This window comes from Caldivirga sp. UBA161, from assembly GCF_002506515.1.
In the GTDB taxonomy this organism is placed as follows: Archaea; Thermoproteota; Thermoprotei; order Thermoproteales; family Thermocladiaceae; genus Caldivirga.
In genome coordinates this window covers 1-1,576 of sequence record NZ_DAXS01000068.1, presented here as the reverse complement: position 1 = coordinate 1,576, position 1,576 = coordinate 1, and the positions used below count along the sequence as shown (strand labels likewise).

Annotated in this window: 3 protein-coding genes; all 3 read right to left on the bottom strand. The window is 36.6% G+C overall.

Annotation, left to right across the window (positions count from 1 at the left end; genetic code table 11):
* Positions 1-266 precede the first annotated feature (266 nt).
* The 3 genes from BP896_RS07365 to BP896_RS07355 all read right to left on the bottom strand — a co-directional run bounded on the left by BP896_RS07365 (position 267) and on the right by BP896_RS07355 (position 1,215).
* On the bottom strand, positions 267-662 hold the full coding sequence (locus BP896_RS07365; protein ID WP_291767164.1) for a hypothetical protein: 396 nt from the start codon (positions 660-662) through the stop codon (positions 267-269).
* Between the two features lies 1 nt (position 663).
* A complete protein-coding gene (locus tag BP896_RS07360; RefSeq protein WP_291767163.1) occupies positions 664-858 on the bottom strand; it encodes a hypothetical protein in 195 nt (64 codons plus the stop codon).
* Between the two features lie 171 nt (positions 859-1,029).
* A complete protein-coding gene (locus BP896_RS07355; RefSeq protein WP_291767161.1) occupies positions 1,030-1,215 on the bottom strand; it encodes an aromatic amino acid lyase in 186 nt (61 codons plus the stop codon).
* Positions 1,216-1,576: the final 361 nt, after the last annotated feature.

The following is a 1,576-nucleotide window of genomic DNA, read 5'->3' as shown; positions in this document are numbered from 1 at the left end:
AATTCTCCAATTCCTGCCTAGCTAAGTTAACTGCGTCATTAATTATTGGCCCTAAGTTCCTACCTCCAAAACTCCTAACGTACCCATAATACGTTAACCAACCTATTATGCCACCCAGCTTATCCACGGCTTCATTCAATTCATCATTATTAACAGTAACCTTAGTTTCAGAGAAGCCTAACTTAAGGAATTCAATGGACTCCTCATGGGTTAACTCTCTAGTGGTTACTTCAGCATAACCCCTACCAAAAAGGGATGATTCAGGGTTATTTAAGTATAATGTTTAAGACACCTACTTCAAATCCAGTTATGATGAAGGTTAAGTTACTTAAGAAATCATAAGCATATGCAATGGAGTTCCAAACCTCCATACCTAATGAGCTGATTAACCGTTGAGCCTCATCGATGGCTATAATAATCCTAGTGTTATGGCTACTTGCCACCATATTAAACCCTTTAAATATATCGGTAAGTAGCGGACGATCCTTACCCCATTTTATCGAAACCTTTAAGCCAGCTACATTAATTCCTCTAATTAAGCTTAAAACGTTTGCCATGCTTTTAATTAATACATCATACTTAGAGTATCGCCTAATAAAATCGTTTAAAGCATTGGAAAGAAGCATATAGAGCCCCCTCCTTGACTTAATCACTTCCCTCACATCAATGAATACATACGGTATATTTAATGAAATTAAGCGTACTCAGTATTAGTGATGTTTTACCACTCCTCCTTAAACCCTTAACAACAATGAGCCTAGTTAATGGTACCTTAATAAACCTAGCCAATGCATTAAATTCCTGGTTAAAGTTAAATAGGTCATTCCGGTTAATCTTAGGTTTAAGATCAAAAAGCATACTTCCGGACCGGAAGCTGCTTCCGGAGCGGAAGTATAAAACCTTTTCACAGAATACTCAGGAAGCTCGTCAGCTTAAGAGTTAATGTATTAAATTAATTTATTGCTAATAATGTAGCTTCTCATGCGTTAAATGGTATTCTATAATTCCGTTTCCTGACCTCATACTCCTCTAAGTCCTTCTTAAGCCCGTATTAACACCATGAATCTTAACACTACTATTAACAGCCTCCTCAAGAATCCTTAATGACTTATTCATTGAACGTAAAGCTTTTTCATTCACCTTAACCTCCTCATGATTTCGAGCAACATTAATTATATCAATCAAGGTAATTCTTTCCCCAATTTCCACGGCCATACAATCCCTCTATTAGGCTATTATTAATATATTTCCACCTGTATTAATCCATAGAACATACTCCTGAGGCTGCAGTAAAGTTACGCTAATGAAGCTTAGTGCATTTTTAAGGTTTTAGGCCTATAAATGTATAATATTTATTAAACCTATATTACATAGTAATGTGTATGGATAAGGTTTCGCTCTTAATAGGTCCAGTAATCAATTACTGACCTCCTCCNNTCACAGCCAAGTCAATACCCTGGAAGCATGGTGACCCAGTCATTATAATGGAGGAGGCTGGTATTGCTATTAATGGGCATGAAATAATTGATGTTGGTCCATGGGGTGAAATAAGTAAGAGATATGAGGGTAAATGCAG